The organism is Pseudokineococcus sp. 1T1Z-3, assembly GCF_037482365.1.
GTDB lineage: Bacteria > Actinomycetota > Actinomycetes > Actinomycetales > Quadrisphaeraceae > Pseudokineococcus.
The window spans coordinates 176,544-197,339 of sequence record NZ_JBBHZF010000018.1; the positions used below are offsets into that span (position 1 = coordinate 176,544).

Below are 20,796 nucleotides of genomic sequence, written 5' to 3' on the forward strand. Positions count from 1 at the left end.
CTACGTTCGAGGCGAGCGCGGACCGCTCACCTCGACCGTCGGCGTCGTCTGCGGCGCCGGGGGCGGGCGGCTGCGCCGAACGCCGGGACCCCGGGGTCCGACGACGAGGGCCGCGCCGCGGCCGACGAGGAGAGCTCCGTGCCAGCTGCCGGCCCTGCGACCACGCCCGCACCGACGTCAGGGGGCGGGGCCGGCCCGAGCGCGCAGGACGGCGAGGCCGCGGGGACGGCGGTCACGGACGCCAGCCGGGCCCCGGAGCCGGCCGGCGGTGACCTCGAGACGCTCGCGGAGCCGGTGCCCGTCCCGCCTGCGGGCGAGGGCTACGACGTCGTCGTCGTCGCCAACCGCCTGCCGGTGGACCGGGACGGCTCCCACCCCGACGGCTCGCCGCGCTGGCGGCGCTCCCCCGGCGGCCTGGTGACGGCTCTCGAACCGGTCATGCAGAGCCAGGACGGCGCGTGGGTCGGCTGGTCCGGCGCCCCGAGCACGGCGGAGGAGGAGGTCAGCGAGCCCTTCGACGAGGGCGGGATGCGCCTGGTCCCCGTCGGGCTGTCGGGGGACGAGATCACCGGCTTCTACGAGGGCTTCTCCAACGGCACGCTGTGGCCGCTGTACCACGACGTCATCGTCGCGCCGGAGTACCACCGCACGTGGTGGGAGGACTACGTGCGGGTCAACGAGCGCTTCGCCGCGGCCGCCGCCGACGTCGCCGCCCAGGGCGCCGTCGTCTGGGTGCAGGACTACCAGCTGCAGCTGGTCCCGGCGATGCTGCGGGCCGCCCGGCCCGACCTGTCGATCGGCTTCTTCAACCACATCCCGTTCCCGCCGTACGAGATCTTCGCGCAGCTGCCGTGGCGCCGGCAGGTGCTCGAGGGGCTCCTCGGCGCCGACCTGGTGGGCTTCCAGCGGCCCGCGGACGCGCAGAACTTCCTGCGCGCCTGCCGCCGGTCGCTCAAGCTGGTGCCGCGCCACCAGGGCGTCGAGGTGACGGCGGCCGACGGCTCGCAGCGCCGGGTGCGGGCCAGCGCCTTCCCCATCTCCATCGACACGGCCGCGATGGAGGCCCTGGCCCGCTCCGAGCCGGTCCGGGCCCGCGCGGCGGAGATCCGCGAGCACCTCGGCAACCCTGACACGGTGATCCTCGGTGTCGACCGGCTCGACTACACCAAGGGCATCGGGCACCGCATCAAGGCCTTCGCCGAGCTCCTCGACGACGGCCTGCTGGCCGCCGACGACACCGTGCTGCTCCAGGTGGCGACGCCGTCGCGCGAGCGCGTGGAGCAGTACCGGCTGCTGCGCGAGGACATCGAGCTGCAGGTCGGCCGGGTCAACGGCGCCCACGGGCGGATCGGGCACTCGGTCGTGCAGTACCTGCACCACAGCTACGGCCGGGAGGAGATGGCGGCGATGTTCCAGGCGGCCGACGTCATGCTCGTCACGAGCCTGCGCGACGGCATGAACCTCGTGGCCAAGGAGTACATCGCCAGCCGTCACGACGAGCGCGGCGCCCTCGTCCTGTCGGAGTTCACCGGTGCGGCCGACGAGCTGGGGCAGGCCATCCACGTCAACCCGCACGACATCGACGGCCTGAAGGCCGCCGTGGTGCAGGCCGTCGTCATGTCCCCGCGGGAGCAGCGCCGCCGGATGCGCTCGATGCGGCGCCGGGTCGGGGAGCACGACGTGCAGCGGTGGGCGCACGACTTCCTCACGACGCTGCGGCCCGACCTCGCCGGCCAGGTCCCGGGCGGGGCAGACGAGGCGCGCGGCGACGACGCGGAGGACGAGCACGCCGGGCAGGCGCGAGGGGAGGACCACCGGTGAGCACGCAGGCAGGCACGGGCAGGGCGGTGGGGCTCGACCCGGCGCTGGTGACGGCGCTGGAGCGACTCGCGGGCGCGGCGCGGCCACTGGTGGCGCTGGACTTCGACGGCGTCCTGGCGCCGCTCGTCGACGACCGCGACGCCGCGCGGCCGCTGGGGCGCTCCTCGGCGGCGCTGGCCGCCCTCGCGGCGCTGGAGGGTGACCGGGCGCTCTCGCTGGCCCTGGTCTCCGGACGGCCGCTGGAGCCGCTGGCACGTCTGGCCTCGCCGCCGGAGGGCACCTCCCTGGTCGGCAGCCACGGCGCGGAGGTCCGGCTGGCCGGCCAGGAGGAGCCCGCAGCGCTCCTCTCCGAGCACGAGGAGGCGCTGCTGCACGACGTCGTCGACCGGATGCGGGTCGTCGTGGCGGCGCACCCGGGCACCGACCTGGAGATCAAGCCCGCCGGCGCCGTCCTGCACACCCGCCAGGCCGACGTGGCCGTGGCCTCCGAGGCCGCCCGCGCGGCCGTCGACGGGCCGGGGCGGCTGGCCGGCGTGCGGGCGCTGCGCGGCAAGGACGTCGTCGAGCTCGGCGTCCTGGACGTCGACAAGGGGCGCGCCGTGCAGCAGCTGCGCGCGGCGCTGGAGGCGGACGTCGTCCTCTACGCGGGCGACGACGTCACCGACGAGCACGCCTTCGCGGTGCTGGACCCGGCCTCGGGGGACGTCGGCGTCCACGTCGGGGACGGCAGCACCGCCGCCGAGCACCGGGTCGCCGACCCCGAGGTGGTCGCCGACCTGCTGGAGCACCTGCTGGCGCTGCGCTCGGGCTGACCCTGCGCCGCCCTCAGGCGCCGGCGCGGCGGTCGGCGGCGTGCCGGGCTGGAGGGGGCGGCCGACGGCGCAGCAGCCGCCTCAGGGCGAGCCCGACGACGAGCCCCAGCGGCGCGCTCCCGAGGCCCAGCAGGCTGACGCCGCTGGCGGTCACGAGCACGACGACGGCGGCCGGGAGCCGCTCGTCCTGGTCCTCCAGCGCCGCGTGCGCCGAGGCGGTGAAGGTGGGCAGCAGCGCGAGCCCCGCGGCCGCCAGGACGAGCCCCGTCGGGGCCTGGGTCACGACGGCGGCCGCCAGCGGCGCCACGAGGGCCAGACCGAGGTGGCCGACGCCGGCCGCCGCGGCCGCGACCCAGCGGCGCGAGCGGTCGGGGTGAGCCGCCGGGCCGGCGGTCAACGCCCCGGTGATGGCCGCGAGGTTGGACGTCGGGGCGCCGAGGGGGGCGAGCAGCGCCGACGTCACCCCGGTGCCCACGAGCGCCGCGCCCAGCGGCGGCCGGTACCCGTGGGCGACGAGCACGGCCGCGCCGACCAGGTTCTGCGCCGCCATCGTCACCAGGTAGACCGGCAGCGCGACCTGCAGCACCGCGGCGAGGGTGAAGGACGGGGCCACCAGCACCGGGACGGGCACGACGGCCTCCCCCGCCGGCAGCACGACGTCACCGGCGACCAGCACGAGGAGCACCCCCAGCGTCGCCGGGGCCGCGGCCCGCGGAGCCCACCGCAGGGCCGCCAGCCAGGCGAGCCAGAGCACGCCGACCTGCAGCGGCCGGTCGGCGAGCGCCGTCGCCGGGGCGAGGCAGAAGGGCAGCAGCACCCCGGCGAGGACCGCCGAGCTCGTCGCCGCGGGCAGCCGCTGCAGCGCCCCCGAGAGCGGGGGCACCAGTCCGGTCACCGCGAGGAGGAGGCCGGCGACGACGAGACCACCCAGCACGACGGGCAGCCCGCCGTCGACGTCCCCGAGGCCCGCGAGCAGCGCGAGGCCCGGTGTGCTCCAGACCACGGCGACCGGGACCCGCGTCGTCACGCTGAGGAGCACGCTCGTCACGGCCATGCCCACCCCGAGGGCCAGCAGCGCGGAGGAGACCTGCGCCGTGCTGGCGCCCACCGCCGTCAGCCCCGCGACGACGACGGCCACGGAGCTGGCGTAGCCGACGAGGCAGGCGCTGACGCCGGCGCCGACGGCCTGCGCGGAGAGGTCGTGACGGCGCGGCTGGGGCACGTCCCGACCCTAGCCGCGTCGTTCTGTTCACGGAACGGTCGTCGGTGGCGAGGCGGGCGGGAGACTGTCCCCGTGAGCCAGGTGGGTCAGGACGTCGGGACGCGCCTGCGCCAGCTCCGTGCCCGCGGCGGGCTGTCGCTCTCGGAGCTCGCCCGACGCTCGGGGGTGGGCAAGGCGACCCTCTCGGAGCTGGAGGCGGGCCGGCGCAACCCGACGCTGGAGACCCTCTTCGCCCTCACGACCGCGCTGGGCGAGCCCCTCTCGGCGGCGCTGCCCCCGGCGGCCCCCCAGCGCCCGCCGGCGCCGGACGCCGTCGACGACGTCGTCGACGCGTGGCTCCTCGAGAGCAGCACCGGGGTCGAGGTCTACCGGCTGCGGGTGCGGGCCGGGCCAGGGCGGGTGTCGAGCCCGCACACGGCGGGGGTCCGCGAGCAGGTGCTCGTCGTCTCGGGCACCCTGCGGTGCGGCCCTGCGGCCGGTGACGAGGCGACGGGCGACGGCCCGGCGCCCGAGGCCTTGGGCGGGCGCGTGCTCGCAGCAGGCGAGTCGACCGAGTACCCCGGCGACGTCGCGCACACCTGGCAGGCGTGCGGCGGGCAGGACGTCACCGCCGTGCTCGTCATGCGCTACGACGCTCCCCCGGGCGGCGCTCGTGAGGCATGATGACGCCTGCGGCACAGCGGCCGCCCACCTCGGGCTGCTGGGGTGGCCGTCGACGTGCTCGCCTTCGAGGCCGAAGGGGCGCCCGCCGCGCAGGCTCGGTGCCGAGCCCGCACGCTCCACCCGCACGACGACGTCGGGACCACCGGCGCCGCACCCGGCCACCGAGGAGCCAGCCGAGCACCTCTGGTCGCCGCCAACCCCTACGACGGATCGTCCGGCACGTACCTGCCGGTAGGAGGACAACCATGGCAACGGTCACCTACGACAAGGCCTCGCGCATCTACCCGGGCGGCGACAAGCCCGCCGTCGACGCGCTGGACCTGCACATCGAGGACGGCGAGTTCCTCGTCCTCGTCGGCCCCTCAGGCTGCGGGAAGTCCACGTCGCTGCGGATGCTCGCCGGGCTCGAGGACATCAACGCCGGCCGCATCCTCATCGGCGACCGCGACGTCACCGACGTCCAGCCGAAGGACCGGGACATCGCGATGGTGTTCCAGAACTACGCGCTGTACCCGCACATGTCGGTCGCCGACAACATGGGCTTCGCGCTGAAGATCGCGGGCGTCGACAAGGGGCAGATCCGCACCCGCGTCGAGGAGGCCGCCAAGATCCTCGACCTCACCGAGTACCTGGACCGCAAGCCGAAGGCGCTCTCCGGCGGCCAGCGCCAGCGGGTGGCGATGGGCCGGGCCATCGTCCGCCAGCCGCAGGTCTTCCTCATGGACGAGCCGCTGTCCAACCTGGACGCCAAGCTGCGCGTGCAGACCCGCACGCAGATCGCGCAGCTGCAGCGTCGCCTCGGCGTCACCACCGTCTACGTCACCCACGACCAGGTGGAGGCCATGACGATGGGCGACCGGGTCGCCGTCCTCAAGGACGGCCTGCTGCAGCAGGTCGCGACGCCGCGGGAGATGTACGACCGGCCGAACAACGTCTTCGTCGCCGGCTTCATCGGCTCCCCCGCGATGAACCTCGTCGAGGTGCCCGTCACCGACGGCGGCATCAGGTTCGGCGACTACGTGCACCCGGTGCCGCGAGACGTGCTGTCCGCGGCCGGGGACCGGGTCGTCGTCGGGGTCCGGCCGGAGGACCTGGACATCGCCGACAACGGCCTGAAGGTGGACGTGGACGTCGTCGAGGAGCTCGGCGCCGACGCCTACGTCTACGGTCGCGCCAAGCTGGACGGCACCGAGGGCGAGGTCATCGCCCGCGTCGACGGACGTCGTCCCCCGGAGAAGGGCTCGGTGATCTCGTTGGCGCCGAAGTCCGACCACGTGCACCTCTTCTCGACGACCGACGGCGAGCGCCTCGGCCAGGGCTGAGCGCCAGGGCACCTGAGCACGCCGGAGGGGCCGGCCCACGTCGGGCCGGCCCCTCCGCTGGTCCGACCCTGTGCTGGTCCGACCCTGTGCTGGTCCGGCCCCTCCGCGACCCTCGCTCCGCCGTCCCGGCCGTCACGCCCGGGTGGGAGGATCACCGACATGGCCGGCCTGCAGATCACCGCCGCGCAGCCCGACCCGGCACTGCTCGACCTGCCGTGGGAGACACCGCTCGAGGAGTGGCCGGCCGAGCGCATCACCGCCCTGCCCCGCGGCATCTCCCGGCACATCGTGCGGTTCGTGCGGCTGTCGGACCACGTGATAGCCATCAAGGAGATCAAGGAGGAGATCGCCCGCCGCGAGTACCAGATGCTGCGCAACCTCGGGCGCCTCGACGTCCCCTCGGTGCACCCGGTCGCCGTCATCTCCGGGCGCGAGGGCCGTGACGGCGAGCCGCTGGAGGCGGCGCTCATCACCCGGCACCTGCAGTTCTCGCTGCCCTACCGGGCCCTGTTCAGCCAGGTGCTGCGGCCGGACACGGCGACCCGCGCCATCGACGCGCTCGCCGTCCTGCTCGTGCGCCTGCACCTCACGGGCTTCTACTGGGGCGACGTCTCCTTGTCCAACACCCTCTTCCGGCGTGACGCCGGCGCCTTCGCCGCCTACCTGGTGGACGCCGAGACCGGCGAGCTGCACCAGGAGCTGTCCACCGGCCAGCGCGAGTACGACCTGGAGGTGGCGCGGGTCAACATCGCCGGCGAGCTGATGGACCTGCAGGCCGGTGAGCTGCTGGAGATCGACGTCGACCCGCTGACCATCAGCGAGCACATCATGAGCCGCTACCGGTCGCTGTGGGCCGAGCTGACGGACACCGAGTCCTTCGACTCCGGCGACCGCTGGCGGGTGGCCGCGCGGATCGAGCGGCTCAACGACCTGGGCTTCGACGTCGACGAGCTGTCGATCTCCACCGACCTCGACGGCACGTACGTGAGCATCCAGCCAAAGGTCGTCGACGCCGGCCACCACAGCCGGCGGCTGCTGCGGCTCACCGGGATCGACGCGCAGGAGAACCAGGCCCGCCGGCTGCTCAACGACCTCGACGGCTACGGCGCCGCGACCGACCAGCAGAACGAGGAGGAGGAGCTCGTCGCCCACGAGTGGGTGGCCCGCAACTTCGAGCCGGTCGTCCGCGCCATCCCACGTGACCTGCGCCGGAAGCTGGAGCCGGCGGAGATCTACCACGAGGTCCTCGAGCACCGCTGGTTCATGAGCGAGCAGCAGGGCCGCGACGTCCCCCTGCGAGAGGCCGTCGACGCCTACATCGACCGGGTCCTCGTCCACCGCCGCGACGAGGCCGCCTTCCTCGGCGGCGTCGACACCGCGTCGGTCGACGTCGTCGGGAGGAGCTGACGCCCTACTGGCAGGTCAGCGCGGTCGACGACGGCCGAGCTGCACGCCGAGGGCCAGCCCGGCGAGGACGAGGCCGACGACGACCGCGGCAAGGCCGGCCAGCTGGCGACCACCGAGCACGAGGGGCAGCGGCGGACCGGCGTACCCGTCGCTCCCCGGCGGGGCCGAGGCGAAGTAGCCGAAGGTGACCGGCGGCGCCGTCACGACGACGAGCCCGCCGAGGACTACGAGCACACCAGCCAGGGCGCCGGCGAGTCCGAGTCGCTGCATGCCAGGAGCATCTCAGGCCGAACGAGGCGTCGCGTCGTCGGCCGTCTCGTCCGAGGCCTGCGGGCCGCCACCCACGACGGACTGCCCGTCCTCGTCGGCGCCGTGGTCGTCGACGACCGGGCCGACGCCAGCAGGACCGGGTTCCCGGACGTGAGCGCGGACCTCGTCCTCGCCCGCGCGCTCGTCCATCACGGTGCGCGGCATACGAGAGATCTCGCCTGACGACCGCTCACAATCTGTGCCGTCGTGCCCGACCAGAGGTCCCCATGGCTTCGCCGGGTGGTCGTGGGGCGGTCAGCGACGCCGGCGCGCGACCTCGTACAGCGCCACGCCGGCGGCGATCCCGGCGTTGAGGGACTCGGTCGCCGAGTCCATCGGGATGGAGACGACCTGGTCGCAGGTGCTGCGCACGAGGCGGCCGAGGCCCTTGCCCTCGGAGCCGACGACGAGGACGACGGGCCCCGTGGCGACGTCGAGGTCCGGGAGCTCGACGTCGCCGCCGGCGTCCAGGCCGACGACGAAGAGGCCGGCGTCCTTGAGCTGCTCCAGGGCCCGGACCAGGTTGGTCGCGCGGGCGACCGGGATGCGCGCGGCGGCGCCGGCCGAGGTCTTCCACGCCGAGGCCGTCACGCCGGCCGAGCGCCGCTCGGGGACGAGCACGCCCTGGCCGCCGAACGCCGCGGCCGAGCGCAGGACGGCGCCGAGGTTGCGGGGGTCGGTGACGCCGTCGAGCGCGACGAGCAGCGGCGCGGCGTCGGACTCCTCGGCGGCCGCGAGCAGGTCGCCGACGTCGGCGTACTCGTAGGCCGGCACCTGCAGGGCGAGCCCCTGGTGGACGGCGCCGTCGGTGAGCCGGTCCAGCTCCGTGCGGGAGGCCTCCAGCAGCGGGATGCCGCGGTCGGCCGCGGTCTTGACGGCCTCGCGGGTGCGGTCGTCGGACTCGACACGGGCAGCGACGTACAGCGCGGAGGCGGGGATGCCCGCGCGCAGCGCCTCCACGACGGAGTTGCGCCCTGCCACGACCTCGCTCGTGCCGCCGCTGCGCCGACGTCCGCCCGCTCCGCGGCTGCCCTGGCCGCCTTGGCCGCCCTGGGGACGGGTCTGCTGCTGGGCCTTCTTGTGCGCCGGGTGGTAGACGCGGTCCTCGGCCTTCGGCGTCGGCCCCCGACCCTCGAGCGCCCGCCGTCCGCGACCTCCGCTGCCGACGGTGGCGCCCTTCTTGGACCCGGGACGGCGGACCGCGCCGCGTCGCTGGCTGTTGCCGGCCACTGGGTGCTCCTTGCTGGTCGTGGCGAGAGGGGGAGAGAGGCTGCGGGCGGGGCGAGGACGAGGAGGCGAGCCCTCAGGCCCACGACCACCGCGCGCCCGCCGGGGTGTCCTCGACGGCGACGCCGAGAGCGGCGAGGCGGTCGCGGACGGCGTCGGCGCTCGCGAAGTCGCGGGCGGCCCGCGCCTCCTGGCGCCGGTCGAGCTCGGCCTGGACGAGGGCGTCGACGGCGACCTCGGCGCGGGTCGCCGACGTCGAGGCCGCACCCCACCGCGGGTCGAGCGGGTTGAGGCCGAGCACGTCGAGCATCGAGACCACCTCGCGTGCGTGCCAGCCCGCGGCCTCGCCGTCCCCCGCCTCGAGCGCGGTGTTGCCCGAGCGGACGCAGTCGTGGACGACGGCGACGGCGGCGGGCACGGCGAGGTCGTCGTCGAGGGCGGCGCGGAAGGCCTCGGGGAAGACCGGCTCGCCGCCCGGGGCGCTCGCAGGCCCGACCCGCCGCAGGAAGCCCTCGACGCGCTCCAGCGCCCGCCCGGCCTCCTCGAGGTGCTCGGGCGCGTACTCGACCATCGAGCGGTAGTGCGCCGTCCCCAGCGCGTAGCGCAGGGCGAGAGGGCGTGCGCCAGAGGCCAGCACGCTGTCGACGACGAGGGAGTTGCCGAGCGACTTGCTCATCTTCTCCCCCTTCACCGTCACCCAGCCGTTGTGCAACCAGGTGCGCGCGAAGGGGTCTCCGGCCGCGCGCGACTGCGCCTGCTCGTTCTCGTGGTGGGGGAAGCGCAGGTCGAGCCCGCCGGCGTGGATGTCGAGCTCGCGGCCGAGGTAGCGGCGCACCATCGCCGAGCACTCCAGGTGCCAGCCCGGGCGGCCGCGGCCCCAGCGAGCGGGCCAGCTGGCCTCCTCGCCGTCCTTGGCGCCCTTCCAGAGCGCGAAGTCGCGCGGGTCGCGCTTGCCGCGCGGGTCGGCGTCGGCGGCGGGCTCCATGTCGGCCAGCGCCTGGTGGGTCAGCGCGCCGTACTCCGGCCAGGAGCGGACGTCGAAGTACACGTCGCCGCTGCCGTCGGGCGCGGGGTAGGCGTGGCCGGCGTCGACGAGCTCGTCGACCAGCTCCAGCATCTCGGTGACGTGGCCGGTCGCGCGAGGCTCGTAGGTCGGCCGTCGGACGCCGAGCGCGTCGTAGGCGCGGGTGAAGGCCTGCTCGTTGACCGCGGCCCAGGCCCACCAGGGCACGCCCGCCTCCGCCGACCTCGCGAGGATCTTGTCGTCGACGTCGGTGACGTTGCGGATGAGGGTGACCCGCAGCCCGTGGCCGGCCTCCAGCCACCGCGCGAGGACGTCGAAGGCGATGCCCGAGCGCAGGTGGCCGATGTGCGGCGGGGCCTGCACCGTGGCGCCGCACAGGTAGATCGACGCCTCACCGGGCACGAGAGGCGCGAAGGGACGCACCTGTCCCGTGGCGGTGTCGTGCAGGCGCAGGCTCACCCGCCGAGCCTACCGGCGCGGCCCGGGCCGGCCCGGGCCCGTCGAGCGCCCCCTGCGCCGGCCCCCGGCGCCGCCCTCCCGCGCTGCTCCCCGGGACTCGGCCACGGCCACCAGAGCCGGTGACGGGCGCCCGTCCCGGAGTCCGGGACGGCGGGCCGTCGCGCGAGGACGGCGCCCCCACCTCCTGGCTAGGGTCGGCCGGAGGCCCGGGGCGGCTGGTCCCCCGCGCCGTGCGCCGGCTCCGCCGGCCTCCGGACGGGCACCCGCACGAGACCCCCGCACGAGCCCCCTGCACGGACCCCTGACACCGCACGAAGTGGAGCTCTCCCCATGCCGCACACCGTCCAGGGAGTCGTCTCCCGCACGAAGGGGGCGCCGGTCGAGCTCGTCGACGTCGTCGTCCCGGACCCCGGCCCCGGCGACGCCGTCGTCGACGTGGAGGCGTGCGGCGTCTGCCACACCGACCTGCACTACCGCGAGGGCGGCATCGGTGACGACTACCCGTACCTGCTGGGCCACGAGGCCGCCGGGCGCGTCTCGGCCGTCGGCGAGGGCGTCGTGGGGCTCGAGGTCGGCGACTTCGTCGTCCTCAACTGGCGCGCGGTCTGCGGCGTCTGCCGCGCCTGCGCCGCCGGCAAGCCCTGGTACTGCTTCGACACGCACAACGCCAGCCAGCCCATGACGCTGGCCGACGGGACGCCGCTGTCCCCCGCGCTCGGCATCGGCGCCTTCGCCGCCAAGACCCTCGTCGCCGCCGGCCAGTGCACCAAGGTCGACGAGCGCGTCCCCGCCGCCGCGGCCGGGCTCCTCGGCTGCGGGGTGATGGCGGGCTTCGGGGCGGCCGTCAACACCGGCGCCGTCACGCGCGGGCAGTCCGTCGCCGTCATCGGCTGCGGCGGCGTGGGCGACGCCGCCATCGCGGGGGCCCGGCTCGCCGGCGCCTCGACGATCGTGGCCGTCGACCTCGAGGCGCGGAAGCTGGAGTGGGCGAAGGGCTTCGGCGCCACGCACACGGTCGACAGCAGCAGCGAGGACGTCGTCGAGCGCATCCGCGAGATCTGCGGCGGCGTGGGCGCCGACCTCGTCGTCGACGCCGTCGGGCGCCCCGAGACCTACCGGCAGGCCTTCGAGGCCCGCGACCTGGCCGGCACGGTGGTCCTCGTGGGCGTGCCCAACCCCCAGCACACGGTCGAGCTGCCGCTGCTCGACGTCTTCGGCCGCGGCGGGTCGCTCAAGTCCTCCTGGTACGGGGACTGCCTGCCCAGCAGGGACTTCCCCATGCTCGTCGACCTCACCCTGCAGGGCCGCTTCCCGCTGGAGGACTTCGTGACCGAGACCGTCGGCATCGGCGACGTCGACGAGGCCTTCGCCGCGATGGGCCGCGGCGACGTCCTGCGCTCGGTGGTGGTGCTCTGATGGGCGGCGTTCGCGTCGAGCACCTGACCACCGAGGGCACGTTCAGCCTCGACGGGGGTACGTGGGACGTCGAGAACAACGTGTGGCTGCTCGGGGACGACGAGGAGGTGCTCGTCGTCGACGCCCCCCACGCCCTCGGGCCGATCGCGGACGCCGTCGGCACCCGGAAGGTCGTCGCGGTCGTCTGCACCCACGCCCACGACGACCACGTGACGGTCGCGCCCGACCTCGGCGAGCGCTTCGCCGCCCCGGTGCTGCTGCACCCCGACGACATGGCGCTGTGGACGACCACCCACGCGACCTCCGCGCCCAGCGGGACCCTGACGGACGGCCAGGTGCTGCAGGTCGCGGGCACCGACGTCCACGTGCTGCACACCCCGGGGCACTCCCCCGGCTCGGTCTGCCTGCACGTGCCGTCGCTCGGCGTCGTCTTCACGGGCGACACGCTCTTCCAGGGCGGACCGGGGGCGACGGGACGCTCCTGGAGCGACTTCCCGACGATCATCGAGTCCATCCGCGACCGGCTGCTCACGCTCCCCCCGGAGACGCAGGTGCGCACCGGCCACGGCGGCTCGACGACCATCGGGGACGAGGCGCCGCACCTGCAGGAGTGGGTGGACCGGGGGCACTGAGCCCCGCTCGTCCGCACCTCGACCTCGGCTGGCGCCGCGCCCGTCGAGGTCGTAGGCATGGGCGTGCAGCCCGCTGCGGCGGGTGCGGGCACGGGCCTCACGGGCCCGGGCGCGAAGCGTGAGCACCGACCTCGGGAGGAACCATGAGCACGAACGACGACATCGAGGGCCCCGCCGACAGCGGCGCAGGAGAAGGCGTCCCGGGCCAGCACGACGGCGGCGCCGACGGCGGCGCCGAGGGCCCCGCGGACTCCGGTGCGGGAGAGGGCGTCCCGGGCCAGCACGACGGAGGCGCGGACGGCGGGGCCGACACCGGCGCCGACGACGCGGTCGAGGGGCCCGCGGACTCCGGGGCCGGCGAGGGCGTCCCGGGCCACCACGACGGCGGCGCGGACGGCAGCGCCTGACGTGACGGCGGTGCACGAGGACCGGGTGGTCGGGCAGCAGCCCGACCACCCGGTCTCGCACGTGCAGGGCCAGGCGGACGCGACGTCCACCCGCCCTGCGTTGCGCCGGCTCGTCGGGGACAGGGTCGCCGACTTCGGCGACCTCTGGGGCGAGGACCTGCTCCTGACGCGCTCCGAGGACCTGCCGCAGGACTTCTCCGACCTGCTGTCCGCGGGCGCCGTCGACGAGCTGGTCTCCGAGCGAGGCCTGCGGACGCCGTTCCTGCGGGTGGCCAGGCAGGGCAGCACCCTGCCGGACCGACGTTTCACCGCGGGTGGCGGCGTCGGCGCGACCGTCGGTGACCAGGTGAGCGACGACAAGCTGACCCGCCTGTTCGCCGACGGCTCGACGATGGTGCTGCAGGGCCTGCACCGCACGTGGCCGCCGCTGGTCACCTTCTCCCAGGCCCTGGCCGCCGACCTCGGGCACCCCGTCCAGGTCAACGCCTACGTCACCCCGCCGCAGTCACGCGGCTTCGACGACCACTACGACGTCCACGACGTCTTCGTGCTGCAGGTCGAGGGCGAGAAGCGCTGGCGCCTGCACGCCCCCGTGCACCCGAGCCCAATGCGCGACCAGCCGTGGACGTCGCGGCGCGAGGCCGTCGAGGTCGAGGCCGCCCGCGAGCCGCTGCTCGACGTCACGCTGCGCCCGGGCGACTGCCTCTACCTGCCGCGCGGCTACCTGCACGCGGCGACGGCGCTCGGCGGCGTGAGCACCCACCTGACCATCGGCATCCACCCCTGGACCCGGCACGCCCTGGCCGACCAGCTCGTGCGCACGGCGCTCGCCGACCTCGCCGACGACGAGGAGGTCCGCGGCTCACTGCCGCTCGGCGTCCGCGTCGAGGACCCGGCGGAGACGGCCGACGACCTCGCCCTGGTGCGTGACCGGCTGCTCGCCGCGGTGGCGGCGGTGGACGCCGCCCGCGTGGCGGCACCCCTGGCCGCGCAGGCGCGCTCCAACCAGCGGGCGGCGCCGGTCGGGCCGCTGGCCCAGCTGCGCGCGGCCCAGGACCTCCAGACGTCCGACGACGCCTCCGCGCTCACGCTGCGGGAGCACCTCGCCGCGGAGGTCGTCGAGGGTGAGGACGGCAGCGGTCGCCTGCAGAGCCGGGCGGGCGAGCTCACGTTGCAGGACGACGAGGTCGCCGCGGTGCGGGCGCTGCTCGCCGGCGGCGGGCCGGCGGGGCTCGACCCGGCGCTGGCCCGCAGGCTCGTGCTGGCCGGCGTGCTCGTCCCTCGGTGAGCGAGAGGACGGACCACGCGCCCGGGGCGAGCGTGCCGGCCCAGGTGGACGTCGGCGCGGCGCAGGCCCCGCAGCTGCGGCGTGACCTTCCCCGCTGCTCCGACGGCGCGCGGGCCCGCTGCGACCCGCTCGGGGCGACGGCGGCGTGGACCTGGCGGTGGCTGCTTCTCGAGCACCCGGGGCCGTGGGCGCCCACCGCGCTGGACGGGGCCGGCCTGCCCGACGACGTCCGCGCGGAGCTCGTGGCCGCGGCCGCCGACGCCGGAGGTCGGGTCCTGCTCGTGCGCCGTCCCGCCGTCCGGGGCGGCGCCAGCGCCGCGGAGGCGTCACCCGGCACCCGGCGACGGTGGGCCGTCGTCGACCAGCCGAGCGGCCTGACCCGCTGGGGCGGCTGGGACGCGGCCGACGCGGACGGGCTGCTGGCCGCCGCGGCCGCGATGCGCGCGCCGATGGACCCCGCTCGTGCGGACGCCGGTCTGCTGCTGCTCGTGTGCGCCCACGGCCGCCACGACGCCTGCTGCGCCGTCCGCGGGCGGCCGGTGGCGGCCAGGCTGGCGGCGCGCTGGCCCGAGCAGACCTGGGAGTGCTCCCACCTCGGCGGCGACCGCTTCGCCCCGAACCTGCTGGTGCTGCCCGACGGCGCGTACTACGGGGGCGTCGACCCGAGCGCCGCCGAGCGGGTCGTCGAGGAGCACCTGGCCGGCGCCGTCCGCACGCAGCACCTCCGAGGGGTCAGCAACGGCCCGCCCGTGGCGCAGGCCGCGGTCCTCGGCGTGCTGGCGCGTTTCGGCCCGGCCTCGGTGCGCGACGCCGTGGCGGGGCGGGCGGCGCCGCTCGGCGGGGGGCGCTGGGAGGTGCCCGTGACGGGCACCGGCGCCCTGCCGCCGCGGTGCGTCGTCACGGTCGCGCAGACGCAGCGGCCACCGGCGCGCCTCACCTGCCGCGCCCCGGGCGAGGCCGTCGCCGTCGTCCACGAGGCGGTCGACGTCCGGCTGGCCCCGCTCTGACGCCACCCCCGCTCCCGCCCGTCCACGGCACTGCGTCGTCGACGTGCCCGGCAGAGGAGGCATCTTCCGGCACCTCGTCGTCGAGGTGCCGGGGAGGGGGGGCCCTCCGCGGCACGTCGTCGTCGACGTGCCGGGAAGCCGGCGTCAGGGGCGGGGGACGACGAGGGCGGTGGCGAGGGCGGCGAGGCCCTCGCCGCGGCCGGTGAGGCCGAGGCCGTCGGTCGTCGTGGCGGAGACCGCGACCGGGGCCCCCGCGGCCCTGCTCAGCACCGACTGCGCCTCGGCGCGGCGAGGGGCGAAGCGCGGGCGGTTGCCGAGCAGCTGGACGGCGACGTTGCCGACCTCGAAGCCCGCCTCCCGGACCCGGCGAGCGGCTTCGGCGAGCAGGACGACGCCGGCCGCCCCCGCCCACTGCGGCTCCGCCGTCCCGAAGTGCTGGCCGAGGTCGCCGATCCCGGCCGCCGACAGCAGCGCGTCGCACGCGGCGTGGGCGACGACGTCGGCGTCGGAGTGCCCGTCGAGCCCGCGCTCCCCCGGCCAGCGCAGCCCGGCCACCCACAGCTCCCGGTCCGAGCCCTCCGGCGCGAAGGCGTGGACGTCGACCCCCGAGCCGACCCGCGGGAGGTTCACGACGGCGTCCCCGGCAGCGGCGCGGCGACGTCGGCGCGGCTGACCAGCAGCGCCGCGGCCAGGACCAGGTCCAGCGGCGTCGTCACCTTGAAGGACTCGCCGTGCCCGTCGACGACGCGCACGAGCACCCCGGTCGCCTCGACGAGACCCGCGTCGTCGGTCGCCCCCCGGCCCGCGGCCGGCACGGCGTGCGCGCGGCGCAGCACGTCGACGGAGAACCCCTGCGGGGTCTGCACCGCCCGCAGCCGGCTGCGGTCCACGACCGCGCCGGTGACGTCGCGCAGCGTGTCGTGCACGGCGACGGCGGGGACGACGGCGTCGTGGCCGGCCCGGACCGCCGCCACGACCCGCGCCACGACCTCCGGCGGCGTGAAGGCCCGCGCCGCGTCGTGCACGAGGACGACGCCGGCGTCCTCGACCACCGCCAGCCCCGCGGCGACAGAGGCCTGGCGGGTCGCGCCACCCGCCACGACAGCGCACGACCACGCGCCGGTGACGTCGCGGAGCAGCTGTCGGGTCTCGCCCTCCAGCCCGACAGGGACGACGACGACGAGCCGGTCGACGACCCTGGCGGCCGCCAGCCCTCGGGCGGCGTGGACGAGGAGGGCGACGTCCCCGACGGTCACGAAGGCCTTCGGCCGACCAGCGGCGAGCCGCACCCCCGCACCGGCGGCGACGAGCACGCACGCGACGGGACTCCCCCCGCCGGCGCCCGCCAGCGGCCCACCCGGCCCTCGCCCGCGGGAGGGGACCGGCTCGGGGAGGCCTCCGGCACGGCGAGAGCCCGCCGCCCCGGGGGGGACGGCGGGCTCTGCGGGAGGCTGGACGCTCAGGACGCGAGGACCTCGTCGAGGATGGCCTCGGCCTTCGTCTCCTCGGTCTTCTCGGCGAGCGCGAGCTCGGAGACGAGGATCTGACGGGCCTTGGCGAGCATGCGCTTCTCGCCCGCCGACAGGCCGCGGTCCTGGTCGCGGCGCCACAGGTCGCGCACGACCTCGGCGACCTTGATGACGTCGCCCGACGCGAGCTTCTCGAGGTTGGCCTTGTACCGGCGCGACCAGTTGGTCGGCTCCTCGGTGTACGGCTGGCGCAGCACCTCGAAGACGCGGTCGAGGCCCTCCTTGCCCACGACGTCGCGGACGCCCACCAGGTCGCAGTTCTCGGCCGGGACCTCGATGGTCAGATCACCCTGGGCCACCTTGAGGCGGAGGTAGAGCTTCTCCTCGCCCTTGATCTTGCGGGTCTTCACCTCTTCGATCAGAGCCGCCCCGTGGTGGGGGTACACGACAGTCTCGCCAACAGTGAAAGCCATCTGGTCCTCTCCCCTTTCGCGGCGTCGAGGTTACCACGGCGACAGTGCTCGCCGATGCCGCCGAAGGAGCATCGTCGCAGGTCAGGGACCCGCGGCGCCATGATCACACCCGTTGCGACCCTTGACAGCGGACCCGCGGCCGTGCTCTCGCGCGCGCGTCCCACGGCCGCCGGGCCGGACTGGACGTCGCGGGGCCCGCCCCCGCGGCACCCGCGCGAGAGCCGCAGCAACCGACCCGCAGGCCCGCCCGGCACGTCCGCGTCGCGGGCGCAGGCCCGGCCGATAGGCTCCGCCGCGACCGCCGAGACCACCCCGGCAGCCGAACGCGAGGAGTCGCCCGTGCACCGCTCGACCTCTCCCGCGGTCCGCCGCGCCGCCGCGGCGGTGGCCACGGCTGGCGCCCTCCTGCTGGGCAGCGGGTGCGCCGTCTCCCCCGCGGTCAACCAGTTCTCCACCGAGCTGGAGTACGCGCCCTCCGACGGCGTGCAGGGCTTCTTCCCGCTGTCCGAGACGACGGCCGACGGCCCGGGCACCCGTCTGGACGTGCGCAACCTGCTGCTCATCGGCCCGCAGTCCGACGGACCGGCCCGCCTGTACGGGGTGTTCGTCAACGACTCCCTCGAAGAGGTCACCGTCAGCGTCGAGGGCCCTGGCGGGCTGCGCGCCGACGTCACCGTCCCGCCGCGCTCCAGCGTCCCCCTCGGCGAGGAGCAGACCGAGGACCTCGGCAGCCAGGCGCTGCCCGACGGCGCCGAGATCGTCGGCACCCTGCTCGCCGACCCGGTCGGCTCCATCCCGGGCGAGCTCGTGCCCGTGCGGATGGCGGTCGAGGACTCCCTGCTCGAGATCGGCGTCCCGCTGCTCAACGGCTCGCTGCCGGAGTACCAGACGCTCGTCCCCGAGAGCGCCGCGACGACACCGGCGCCCACCGACGGCGCGCCCCCGGGGAGCACCGACGACACCACCGGCGTCTCCGGGGACCTCATGCCCGGCCAGGAGGCGGACGCCGAGGACGGCTGAGGCCCCAGCCGCCGCAGGAAGCAGCCGGCCCACCAGCAGGTCGGTGCTGCGTCCTGACCCACCTGCTCGACCCGCGCTCCTGGCGGTCACCGGCGAACGCCTGGGCGACGACCTTCTCGGGAGCGCCCGCCTCCCCGGCGACGAGACCATCGCCGGGGCGGTGGCGGCAGAGCCGCCCGGGCGAGCGCCGCAGCACGAGCAGCACGACGACTCGACCCGCACACCGTCGCGCGACCTTCCTTGACGGCGTCTGCGTCATGCTGTCTGATATCTGACGTTGGACCTCGCAGAGGAGGAGGAGCGATGACGCTCGACGACGTCCTGGCCGCCGCTGGCCCGGAGGCCGGCACCACCGCGGCCGAGGTGTCCGAGGCCGTGCGCGCCGCAGGGACCACTCTCGTGGTGCTCGACGACGACCCCACCGGCACCCAGTCGGTCGCGGACCTGCCCGTCCTCACCCGCTGGGAGACCGACGACCTCGCGTGGGCGCTCGGACGCAGCCCGGCGCTGTACGTCCTCACCAACTCCCGCAGCCTCGACCCGGCGGCCACGCAGGGACGGACGCGCCAGGTGGTGCGCGCGGCGCTGGCGGCGGCGGCCGACCGCGGCGACCGGGTGACGTTCCTGTCGCGCAGCGACTCCACGCTGCGCGGCCACTTCCCGCTGGAGACCGACGTGGTGGCCGAGGAGCTGGCGGCCGCCGGCCTGCCCCGCCCCGACCTGGTGCTGCTGGTCCCGGCCTTCCCCGACGCCGGGCGCGTCACCGCGGGCGGCACCCACTGGACCCGCGAGGCCGGCGAGATGGTGCCGGTCGGGGAGTCGGAGTTCGCCCGCGACGCCACCTTCGGCTACCGCAGCTCTGCCCTGCCGGCGTGGGTGGAGGAGAAGACGGGTGGCGCCGTCGCGGCGGAGGACGTCCTCGTGCTCGACCTCGCGACGGTCCGGCGCGGGCCCGACGCCGTCGCCGAGGTCCTGCGTGCCGCCGCGAGCGGCACCGTGGTCTCCGTCGACGCCGCCACCCAGGGCGACCTGCAGGTCACCGCGCTGGCCTGCCTGCGCCTCGAGCGCGAGGGCCGCACCCTGCTCTACCGCACCGGGCCGGCCTTCGTGCGCGCCCGGGTCGGGCAGGACGCGCCCGACGTCGTCGAGCACGTCGACGTCACCGACCGTCCCGGCGCCGGCGGTCTGGTGGTCGTCGGCTCGCACACGGGCCTGACCACCCGCCAGCGCGACCGGCTCGTCCGCGAGCGCCCCGCCACCGAGGTGGTCGAGCTGTCGGTGCCGGCCCTCGTCGACGACGACCGCCGCGCCGCGCACCTGGACGCCGCCGTCGCCCAGGTGGTCGACGTCCTCGCCCGCGCGGACGCGCTGCTGCAGACGAGCCGCGACCTGGTCACCGCCGACGACGCCGACGCGAGCCTCGCGCTGTCCCGGTCGGTCTCGGCCGCCGTCGTCGAGGTCGTCTCCCGCGTGCTCGCCGAGCGGCCGCCGCGCTTCGTCGTCGCGAAGGGGGGCATCACCTCCCACGACGTCGCCGTCCACGGCCTCGGCATCAGCCGAGCCACGGTCGTCGGCCCGATGCTGCCTGGCCTCGTCTCGCTGTGGCAGCCCGCCGACGGACCCGCCGCCGGCGTCCCCTACGTCGTCTTCCCCGGCAACGTCGGGGACGACGACGCTCTGGCGCGGGTCGTCGCCCGCCTCGCGGACGCCGCCGGCGGCTGACCCGCCGGCCCCTTTCGACCCCCGCCGGCGGCTGACCCGCCGGCCTCCCCCGCTCCACCCACCCACCTCGTCACGAAGGAGTGCCATGTCCAGCCCCACCACCGCCCCCGACGGCGGACCAGCCCCGGCGGCCGTCCGCAGCGTCGCCGTCCTCGGCCTCGGCGCCATGGGCCTGCCGATGGCCACGCGGCTGTCCAGCGGTCTGGAGGTCCGCGGCTTCGACATCGCCGCCGAGCGCCTCGAGCTCGCCCGTGAGCGGGGCGTCACCCCGTGCACGAGCGCGGCCGAGGCCGTCGAGGGCGCCGACGCGCTGCTGCTCGCCGTGCGCGACGGCGCCCAGCTCGACGACGTCCTCTTCGGCGACCGCGGCGTGGCCACCGGCCTCAAGGAGGGCGCCGTCGTCGTCCTGACGAGCACGGTCGGCACGACGGCGCTCGCGCCCGTCGTCGAGCGGCTGGAGGAGCAGGGGGTCGACGTCGTCGACGCGCCCCTGTCCGGTGGCCCGGCCCGCGCGGGCGCCGGCGACCTGCTCGTCGTCGTGGGCGCCACGCCGGAGGCCCGCGCCAAGGCCCAGCCGGTGCTCGACCTGCTCGCGAGCACGTTGACGGTCGTCGGGGACCGCCCCGGCGACGGCCAGGCGCTGAAGACCGTCAACCAGCTGCTGTGCGGCGTCCACATCGCCGCGGCGGCCGAGGCCCTCGCGCTGGCCGACGCGCTCGGCCTGGACCTGCGGCGGACGCTCGACGCGCTGATGGCGGGCGCCGCCGGCAGCTTCATGCTCGGCGACCGCGGCGCCCGGATGCTCGAGGCGCACTCCGCCCAGGGCGCCGAGGTGCGCAGCCGCCTCGACATCTTCGTCAAGGACATGGGCATCGTCGGCGACGCGACCCGCACCGCCCACCTCGCGGCCCCTGTCGCGGCCGCGGCCGAGCAGCTCTTCCTCCTCGGCGCCGCCCAGGGCCTCGCGACGGCGGACGACTCAGCCGTCGTCCGGGTCCTGCGCCCCGAGCGCACCACCGCCTGATCCCGCGCGCAGAGCCCCTCCCGGCGCGCGCTCCCGCACGTCCCACCCCGCACGACCTCCCCCGTGCTCCCG

Annotated in this window: 21 protein-coding genes; 13 read left to right on the forward strand and 8 right to left on the reverse strand. The window is 76.1% G+C overall.

Annotation, left to right across the window (positions count from 1 at the left end; translation table 11 throughout):
* Positions 1-294: 294 nt before the first annotated feature.
* Positions 295-1,821, forward strand: coding sequence for an alpha,alpha-trehalose-phosphate synthase (UDP-forming) (locus tag WDV86_RS05950; RefSeq protein WP_445262962.1), 1,527 nt, complete (start codon positions 295-297; stop codon positions 1,819-1,821).
* Positions 1,818-2,633: a trehalose-phosphatase gene (gene otsB, locus WDV86_RS05955; RefSeq protein WP_339566680.1), complete on the forward strand. Its 816-nt coding sequence runs from the start codon at positions 1,818-1,820 to the stop codon at positions 2,631-2,633. The genes WDV86_RS05950 and otsB overlap by 4 nt, the downstream gene beginning before the upstream one ends.
* A 13-nt stretch (positions 2,634-2,646) precedes the next feature.
* Here the strand turns inward: otsB and WDV86_RS05960 are convergent, their stop codons facing one another.
* Positions 2,647-3,855 carry a benzoate/H(+) symporter BenE family transporter gene (locus WDV86_RS05960; RefSeq protein ID WP_339566681.1) on the reverse strand — a complete coding sequence of 403 codons (1,209 nt, stop codon included), beginning with the start codon at positions 3,853-3,855 and terminating at the stop codon, positions 2,647-2,649.
* A gap of 72 nt (positions 3,856-3,927) precedes the next feature.
* Between WDV86_RS05960 and WDV86_RS05965 the strand changes: the two genes are divergently transcribed.
* The 3 genes from WDV86_RS05965 (at position 3,928) to WDV86_RS05975 (ending at position 7,247) form a co-directional block, all read left to right on the forward strand.
* Positions 3,928-4,518 carry an XRE family transcriptional regulator gene (locus WDV86_RS05965; RefSeq protein ID WP_339566682.1) on the forward strand — a complete coding sequence of 197 codons (591 nt, stop codon included), beginning with the start codon at positions 3,928-3,930 and terminating at the stop codon, positions 4,516-4,518.
* Positions 4,519-4,763: 245 nt separating this feature from the next.
* The gene (locus tag WDV86_RS05970; RefSeq protein ID WP_339566683.1) at positions 4,764-5,840 is read left to right on the forward strand and encodes an ABC transporter ATP-binding protein; all 1,077 of its coding nucleotides are present in this window, start codon (positions 4,764-4,766) and stop codon (positions 5,838-5,840) included.
* A gap of 159 nt (positions 5,841-5,999) precedes the next feature.
* Positions 6,000-7,247, forward strand: a complete 1,248-nt coding sequence (locus WDV86_RS05975; RefSeq protein ID WP_339566684.1) for a DUF4032 domain-containing protein — start codon at positions 6,000-6,002, stop codon at positions 7,245-7,247.
* A 15-nt stretch (positions 7,248-7,262) separates the two neighbouring features.
* Here the strand turns inward: WDV86_RS05975 and WDV86_RS05980 are convergent, their stop codons facing one another.
* From WDV86_RS05980 to cysS, 4 genes are all read right to left on the reverse strand, one after another.
* A complete protein-coding gene (locus WDV86_RS05980) occupies positions 7,263-7,517 on the reverse strand; it encodes a hypothetical protein (protein WP_339566685.1) in 255 nt (84 codons plus the stop codon).
* Positions 7,518-7,529: 12 nt separating this feature from the next.
* Positions 7,530-7,721, reverse strand: coding sequence for a hypothetical protein (locus tag WDV86_RS05985; RefSeq protein ID WP_339566686.1), 192 nt, complete (start codon positions 7,719-7,721; stop codon positions 7,530-7,532).
* Positions 7,722-7,811: 90 nt separating this feature from the next.
* Complete coding sequence (rlmB, locus tag WDV86_RS05990) at positions 7,812-8,786, reverse strand: 23S rRNA (guanosine(2251)-2'-O)-methyltransferase RlmB (protein ID WP_339566687.1); 975 nt, start codon at positions 8,784-8,786, stop codon at positions 7,812-7,814.
* A gap of 73 nt (positions 8,787-8,859) precedes the next feature.
* Complete coding sequence (cysS, locus tag WDV86_RS05995) at positions 8,860-10,266, reverse strand: cysteine--tRNA ligase (RefSeq protein WP_339566688.1); 1,407 nt, start codon at positions 10,264-10,266, stop codon at positions 8,860-8,862.
* Positions 10,267-10,596: 330 nt separating this feature from the next.
* Between cysS and WDV86_RS06000 the strand changes: the two genes are divergently transcribed.
* The 5 genes from WDV86_RS06000 (at position 10,597) to WDV86_RS06020 (ending at position 15,016) form a co-directional block, all read left to right on the forward strand.
* Positions 10,597-11,682: an S-(hydroxymethyl)mycothiol dehydrogenase gene (locus WDV86_RS06000; protein WP_339566689.1), complete on the forward strand. Its 1,086-nt coding sequence runs from the start codon at positions 10,597-10,599 to the stop codon at positions 11,680-11,682.
* Positions 11,682-12,314, forward strand: a complete 633-nt coding sequence (locus WDV86_RS06005; RefSeq protein ID WP_339566690.1) for an MBL fold metallo-hydrolase — start codon at positions 11,682-11,684, stop codon at positions 12,312-12,314. The genes WDV86_RS06000 and WDV86_RS06005 overlap by 1 nt, the downstream gene beginning before the upstream one ends.
* 143 nt (positions 12,315-12,457) lie before the next feature.
* On the forward strand, positions 12,458-12,721 hold the full coding sequence (locus tag WDV86_RS06010) for a hypothetical protein (protein ID WP_339566691.1): 264 nt from the start codon (positions 12,458-12,460) through the stop codon (positions 12,719-12,721).
* A 100-nt stretch (positions 12,722-12,821) separates the two neighbouring features.
* Positions 12,822-14,009, forward strand: coding sequence for a cupin domain-containing protein (locus WDV86_RS06015; RefSeq protein ID WP_445262963.1), 1,188 nt, complete (start codon positions 12,822-12,824; stop codon positions 14,007-14,009).
* A complete protein-coding gene (locus WDV86_RS06020; protein WP_339566693.1) occupies positions 14,006-15,016 on the forward strand; it encodes a sucrase ferredoxin in 1,011 nt (336 codons plus the stop codon). Before WDV86_RS06015 ends, WDV86_RS06020 begins: the two co-directional genes overlap by 4 nt.
* A 144-nt stretch (positions 15,017-15,160) precedes the next feature.
* Here the strand turns inward: WDV86_RS06020 and ispF are convergent, their stop codons facing one another.
* From ispF to WDV86_RS06035, 3 genes are all read right to left on the reverse strand, one after another.
* Positions 15,161-15,646 carry a 2-C-methyl-D-erythritol 2,4-cyclodiphosphate synthase gene (gene ispF / locus WDV86_RS06025; RefSeq protein ID WP_339566694.1) on the reverse strand — a complete coding sequence of 162 codons (486 nt, stop codon included), beginning with the start codon at positions 15,644-15,646 and terminating at the stop codon, positions 15,161-15,163.
* The gene (gene ispD, locus WDV86_RS06030) at positions 15,643-16,365 is read right to left on the reverse strand and encodes a 2-C-methyl-D-erythritol 4-phosphate cytidylyltransferase (RefSeq protein ID WP_445262964.1); all 723 of its coding nucleotides are present in this window, start codon (positions 16,363-16,365) and stop codon (positions 15,643-15,645) included. Before ispD ends, ispF begins: the two co-directional genes overlap by 4 nt.
* A 110-nt stretch (positions 16,366-16,475) precedes the next feature.
* A complete protein-coding gene (locus WDV86_RS06035) occupies positions 16,476-16,958 on the reverse strand; it encodes a CarD family transcriptional regulator (RefSeq protein ID WP_339566696.1) in 483 nt (160 codons plus the stop codon).
* Positions 16,959-17,297: 339 nt separating this feature from the next.
* Between WDV86_RS06035 and WDV86_RS06040 the strand changes: the two genes are divergently transcribed.
* The 3 genes from WDV86_RS06040 (at position 17,298) to WDV86_RS06050 (ending at position 20,724) form a co-directional block, all read left to right on the forward strand.
* Complete coding sequence (locus tag WDV86_RS06040; protein WP_339566697.1) at positions 17,298-17,978, forward strand: hypothetical protein; 681 nt, start codon at positions 17,298-17,300, stop codon at positions 17,976-17,978.
* Between the two features lie 303 nt (positions 17,979-18,281).
* Entirely contained in the window at positions 18,282-19,700 is a 1,419-nt protein-coding gene (locus WDV86_RS06045; RefSeq protein WP_339566698.1) for a four-carbon acid sugar kinase family protein, read from the forward strand.
* Between the two features lie 85 nt (positions 19,701-19,785).
* Positions 19,786-20,724 (forward strand): NAD(P)-dependent oxidoreductase, encoded by a 939-nt coding sequence (locus tag WDV86_RS06050; protein WP_339566699.1) that lies wholly within the window; start codon positions 19,786-19,788, stop codon positions 20,722-20,724.
* Positions 20,725-20,796: the final 72 nt, after the last annotated feature.

Coding starts and splice junctions, on each gene's coding strand:
- WDV86_RS05970 (WP_339566683.1), top strand. CDS start 4,764: ATGGCAACGGTCACCTACGACAAGGCCTCGCGCATCTACCCGGGCGGC.
- WDV86_RS05975 (WP_339566684.1), top strand. CDS start 6,000: ATGGCCGGCCTGCAGATCACCGCCGCGCAGCCCGACCCGGCACTGCTC.
- WDV86_RS05980 (WP_339566685.1), bottom strand. CDS start 7,517: ATGCAGCGACTCGGACTCGCCGGCGCCCTGGCTGGTGTGCTCGTAGTC.
- WDV86_RS05985 (WP_339566686.1), bottom strand. CDS start 7,721: ATGCCGCGCACCGTGATGGACGAGCGCGCGGGCGAGGACGAGGTCCGC.
- WDV86_RS06000 (WP_339566689.1), top strand. CDS start 10,597: ATGCCGCACACCGTCCAGGGAGTCGTCTCCCGCACGAAGGGGGCGCCG.
- WDV86_RS06005 (WP_339566690.1), top strand. CDS start 11,682: ATGGGCGGCGTTCGCGTCGAGCACCTGACCACCGAGGGCACGTTCAGC.
- WDV86_RS06010 (WP_339566691.1), top strand. CDS start 12,458: ATGAGCACGAACGACGACATCGAGGGCCCCGCCGACAGCGGCGCAGGA.
- WDV86_RS06035 (WP_339566696.1), bottom strand. CDS start 16,958: ATGGCTTTCACTGTTGGCGAGACTGTCGTGTACCCCCACCACGGGGCG.
- WDV86_RS06045 (WP_339566698.1), top strand. CDS start 18,282: ATGACGCTCGACGACGTCCTGGCCGCCGCTGGCCCGGAGGCCGGCACC.
- WDV86_RS06050 (WP_339566699.1), top strand. CDS start 19,786: ATGTCCAGCCCCACCACCGCCCCCGACGGCGGACCAGCCCCGGCGGCC.